We start from the raw sequence: 4,831 nt of genomic DNA on the forward strand, positions 1-4,831 counted from the left end.
GCTGACGGGGGGTGCGGGGATCGCCCGCTAGCGGGAGGCTCGGGGTGGTGCTGTCACCACCCCGCGTGGGGTGGCTGACCGGCTGCCGCCGGGAAGCTCAACTCCATAGTGTCCTTTGCATGTTGAAGAAGACAGCACACCTGGTCATCGCCCTCGCCGTGACGACGGGCACCGCCGTCACGGCCGGTACCGCGGCCGCCGCCGACCACGGCACCGCCACCGTCGTACGCACCGACGAGGGCCTGGTCCGCGGGGTGAAGACCGGCACGGTACGGACCTTCCAGGGCATCCCCTACGCCGCCCCGCCCACCGGCGAGCGACGCTGGGCGCCCCCGGCGTCCCCGAGACGCTGGCACGGCGTGCGGGACGCCACCCGGCCGGGCGCCGCCTGCCCGCAGACCGGATCCGTGCCGCCGGCCGGCCCCCCGTCCGCCACCGAGGACTGCCTGTCCGTCGACGTCACCACCCCGCGTGCCGCGTCCCGCGAGCCGCGAGCCGTCATGGTGTACCTGCACGGCGGTGACCACACCGACGGCTCGGGTGCCATGCACGGCGCCCGCAGGCTGGCCGCCCGGGGCGACGTGATCGTGGTGACGGTCAACTACCGGCTCGGTGCCCTGGGCTACCTCGCACACCCGGAACTGGAACGCCGAGGCGAGTCCGGCAACTACGGCTTCCTCGACCAGCAGGCGGCGCTCAGGTGGGTGCAGCGCAACGCCCCCGCGTTCGGCGGAGACCCGCGGAGGGTGACGCTCTTCGGCGAGTCGGCCGGCGCCACCAGCGCGTGCGCGCACCTGGTCGCCCCGTCGTCGGCCGGTCTCTTCCACCGGGTGGTGCTGCAGAGCGGGGCGTGCCTGCGCCCCGACGCCGCGCGCGGGCGGGCGGACGCCCTGAAGCAGGGAGAGGACGCAGCCGAGGCGATCGGGGAGCGGAGCGAGGCGAGCGGCCAGGACGGCGACTGGCATACGGCGGAGCCCCGGCACCTCGTGTACGACTTCGGCCAGAGCCCCTACCCGTACGGCCCGGTCTACGGGGGCAAGTTGCTGCCCCGGACTCCGCGCGAGGCCGTCGCCACCGGCAGGTACAACAAGGTGCCCGTACTCCAGGGCATCAACCGCGAGGAGGGCCGCGCGATGGTGTACGGGGCGGAGCTGGCCAAGCGCCACGCCACCAAGGACCCGGAAGCCACTCTCGACCAGGCCGACTACCTCGGCCGTCTGGAGAACGACTTCGGGCCGGAGAAGGCCGCCGCCATCGCCGCCCGCTACCCCGTGTCCGCCTACGGCGACAGCCCGGCCCTGGCACTGTCGGCGGTCCTCACCGACGCCGGACAGGCGCGTCACACCGTCGACACCGGACACGCGCTCGCTCGCGGCTCCCGCACCTACACCTACGAGTTCGCCGACCACGAGACCCCCTGGTACGCCGACGCCGAAACCTACGCCAAGCCCTCCTTCCCCATGGGCGCCGCGCACACGTTCGAGCTTCCCTACCTCTTCGAGCTCACCGAGTTCGCCCCGCTCACCAAGGCCCAGCGGGCCCTGTCCGACGAGATGATCCGCATCTGGTCCGACTTCGCCCGCGGCGGCGAGGCCCCGTGGAAGGCGACCACTCCGGGCGCGCTGAACGCGCAGTCGCTGGCTTCGGGGCCGGGCGGCATCCGGCCGGCCGACTTCGCCAAGGACCACCGGTACGACTTCTGGAAGTCCCTCGGCTGAGCCGGACCGGGGCGGCTGTGAGGCCGGCCCCAGGGCTGGGCACGCCTTTCTCCGACCGTCCGATTTAGGACCTGAACTGACCTAGATGGGCCGTAGTGTCGGTCTCACCGAACAGCGCAGGAACCCCCGGGAAGGCGGAGACCGACATGCCCTTCGACGAGACCATCACTGGCGCCCCGGCCAACCACGACCTGGCGGCGGCCCCGGCCGCCACCGGCGAGCGTGCCGACCTGCTGGAGACGCTGGCCTAGCACCGGCACTTCCTCCGCTTCACCACGCGTGACCTCACCGACGAGCAGGCCGGCCTGCGGCCCACCGCCAGTGAGCTGTGCCTCGGCGGTCTGATCAAGCACGTGACCGCCGTGGAGAGGGGCTGGGCGGACTTCATCGTCGACGGCCCGTCCGCGATGGGCGACTTCACGGCCATGACCGAGGCCGACTGGGCGCGGCGGGACGCCGAGTTCCGGATGCTGCCCGGCGACACGCTGGCCGGTGTGCTGGCCGACTACGCCGAGACCGCCCGCAGGACCGACGAGCTGGTCGCCACCCTGCCCGACCTGGGGGCCGCCCAGCCGCTGCCGAAGGCCCCCTGGTTCGAGGCCGACGCCCACTGGTCGGCCCGCCGGGTGCTGATGCACGTCATCGCCGAGACGGCCCAGCACGCCGGCCACGCCGACATCATCCGTGAGTCCCTGGACGGCGCAAAGAGCATGGGCTGACCTGCGGGTCCTCCCGCCCGGTCACTTCACGAAGCGGTACTTCAGGTGTGTCGCCAGGGGCGTCTCGACCGCACCGACCTGTTCGAGGCCGCGTCGCCCCGCGTCGCCCAGCCCCTCGAAGAGCCGCAGCCCGCCGCCGAGAAGGACGGGCCCCACGTGCAGCTGGAGCTCCTCGACGAGCCCCGCCGCGAGGTACTGCCGCACGGTGCCCGCGCCGCCCGCGATGTCGACGTTCCGGTCGCCGGCGGCGGCCTCGGCCCGCTCCAGGGCGCTGTGGATGCCCTCGGTGACGAAGTGGAAGGTGGTGCCGCCCTCCTTCACCAGGGTGGGCCGGGGGCGGTGGGTGAGGACGAAGACCGGGGTGCGGAAGGGCGGGTTGTCGCCCCAGAACTCCTCGCCCAGGTCGTACATCGTGCGGCCCATCACCACCGCCCCGGTGGCGTCGAACCACTCGCGGACCAGCTCGGAGTCGCGGTTCTCGTCCCCGCCGGTCAGGCCCTGGCGCTCCCGCCAGCTCGCCAGGGTGTGGATCCAGTCGAAGACGCGCTCGGCGCCGTCGCCCCCGGGGTTGTCGAGGGAGACGTTCGGGCCGGCGACGTAGCCGTCGAGGGTGATGGCGAAGTCCGCGGTGACGGTCATGAGGGGCGCTCCTCGGGTCGGGGTGGCGTGGGGTGTTCCGCCTTCACCCGTGCGTCGATCGGGAACCCCCGTTTTCGACGCCGCGCGCGAGAAATCCTCAGGGCGTCGTCTCGCCCCGCACCAGCGGACCGCACACCGGCTGGCTGTCCTCGGGCAGCTCGTCGGGGCGGCACCAGCGGGCCTCCAGGATCTCGAAGGGGTCGATGCGGAGTTCGCCGCCCAGCAGCCGGGCCTCGTAGGCCACTTCGAGCCGGGTGCGCAGGCCGCTGTTGAGCATGACCAGGCGGCCCACCTCCACGTCGAGGGCGGTCTCCTCCTTCACCTCACGGACGACCGTCTCCCGGAAGTCCTCGCCCTTGCGCGCGAAGCCGCTCGGCAGACCCCACTGGCGGCCCGGCGGCCACATCCGGTGCTTCAGCAGCAGGACCCGTCCCTCGTCGTCGCGCACGACGCCGGTCACCCCGACGACGTACTTGGTGTGCAGGAGCCACATCACGCGGCTCTGAACGGGGCGCAGCAGGCGCCAGAGGCGGGCAACGAGTCGTCTCACGGTGCGGACGCTACCTCCTCGCCGGAAGGGCCCCTCGGGCGAGTCCGCCCACATGCCGGAAGTCCGTTGACAGCGGCCCTCCCCGCTGGCGACAGTTGCGTGGCGGGGTCATGCGCCTGACGTGGTCCATTGCTGTGCACCGTGACGTACAGTGTGATGAACCACCCCAATGTCCAGCCTCCTCCCCAGACCTACTGCCGACTACCCGGAGCCACCGTGAGCACCCCCAGCACCTCGTCCCCCGCCGCCGCCCCCGTGGCCGGCGCGGAGGCGGCGCCCGCCACCGGCCATCAGTCCGCGCCGGGCGGGCGACGGGGTTCCCTCGGCCCGGTCGGCCTGGTCCTCGCCGGCGGCCTCTCCGTGCAGTTCGGTGCGGCGCTGGCGGTGACCCTGATGCCCAGGGCCGGCGCGCTCGGCGTGGTGACCCTGCGGCTGGCCGTCGCCGCCGTCGTACTGCTGCTGATCTGCCGGCCCCGGCTGCGCGGGCACTCTCGCGCCGACTGGGGCACGGTCGTCGTCTTCGGCATCGCCATGGCCGGTATGAACGGCCTCTTCTACCAGGCCGTCGACCGCATCCCCCTCGGCCCCGCCGTCACCCTGGAGGTGCTCGGCCCGCTCGCCCTGTCCGTCGTCGCCTCCCGCCGCCTGGTCAACCTGGTCTGGGCCGCTCTCGCCCTGGCCGGCGTCTTCCTCCTCGGTGGCGGCGGCTTCGACAGCCTCGACCCGTCCGGCGCCGCCTTCGCGCTCGGGGCGGGCGCGATGTGGGCGGCGTACATCGTCTTCAGCGCCCGCACCGGGCGCCGCTTCCCGCAGGCCGACGGGCTGGCGCTCGCGATGGCGGTCGGCGCGCTGCTGTTCCTGCCGCTGGGCATCGCCGAGTCGGGCGGCAAGCTCCTGGACCCGGTCACGATCGCGCTGGGCGCCGGGGTCGCCCTGCTCTCCTCCGTCCTCCCCTACACCCTCGAACTCCTCGCCCTGCGCCGCCTGCCCGCCCCCACCTTCGCCATCCTGATGAGCCTGGAACCCGCCATCGCCGCCACGGCCGGCTTCCTCATCCTCGACCAGGCCCTCTCCGCCACCCAGTCCGCCGCCATCGCCCTGGTGATCGCGGCCAGCATGGGCGCGGTACGGACCCAGGTGGGGCGGGGGAGCCGCCCGAAGCGGCAGCTGCCCGGGCCGTCCCCTTTTCCACCCCGAAGCTGCCG

The 4,831-nt window shown here is 73.3% G+C and carries 4 protein-coding genes and 1 pseudogene; 3 read left to right on the forward strand and 2 right to left on the reverse strand.

What is annotated here, in order from left to right:
- The first annotated feature begins 119 nt into the window (after positions 1 to 119).
- Both DMH12_RS37115 and DMH12_RS37120 read left to right on the forward strand, forming a co-directional pair.
- Entirely contained in the window at positions 120 to 1,718 is a 1,599-nt protein-coding gene (locus tag DMH12_RS37115; protein WP_125495683.1) for a carboxylesterase/lipase family protein, read from the forward strand.
- A 146-nt stretch (positions 1,719 to 1,864) separates the two neighbouring features.
- Positions 1,865 to 2,437: pseudogene (locus DMH12_RS37120) on the forward strand (DinB family protein).
- Positions 2,438 to 2,458: 21 nt separating this feature from the next.
- On the opposite strand, the gene DMH12_RS37125 reads toward DMH12_RS37120, so the two are convergent.
- Both DMH12_RS37125 and DMH12_RS37130 read right to left on the reverse strand, forming a co-directional pair.
- Positions 2,459 to 3,076 carry a dihydrofolate reductase family protein gene (locus DMH12_RS37125; protein WP_125495684.1) on the reverse strand — a complete coding sequence of 206 codons (618 nt, stop codon included), beginning with the start codon at positions 3,074 to 3,076 and terminating at the stop codon, positions 2,459 to 2,461.
- A 97-nt stretch (positions 3,077 to 3,173) separates the two neighbouring features.
- Entirely contained in the window at positions 3,174 to 3,626 is a 453-nt protein-coding gene (locus DMH12_RS37130) for an NUDIX hydrolase (RefSeq protein WP_125495685.1), read from the reverse strand.
- Positions 3,627 to 3,842: 216 nt separating this feature from the next.
- Here DMH12_RS37130 and DMH12_RS37135 point away from each other — a divergent pair.
- Positions 3,843 to 4,831, forward strand: a 989-nt coding sequence (locus tag DMH12_RS37135; protein WP_185832763.1) for a DMT family transporter, incomplete at its 3' end; no start/stop codon positions are given.

It is taken from the genome of Streptomyces sp. WAC 04229 (assembly GCF_003947455.1).
Lineage (GTDB): Bacteria > Actinomycetota > Actinomycetes > Streptomycetales > Streptomycetaceae > Streptomyces.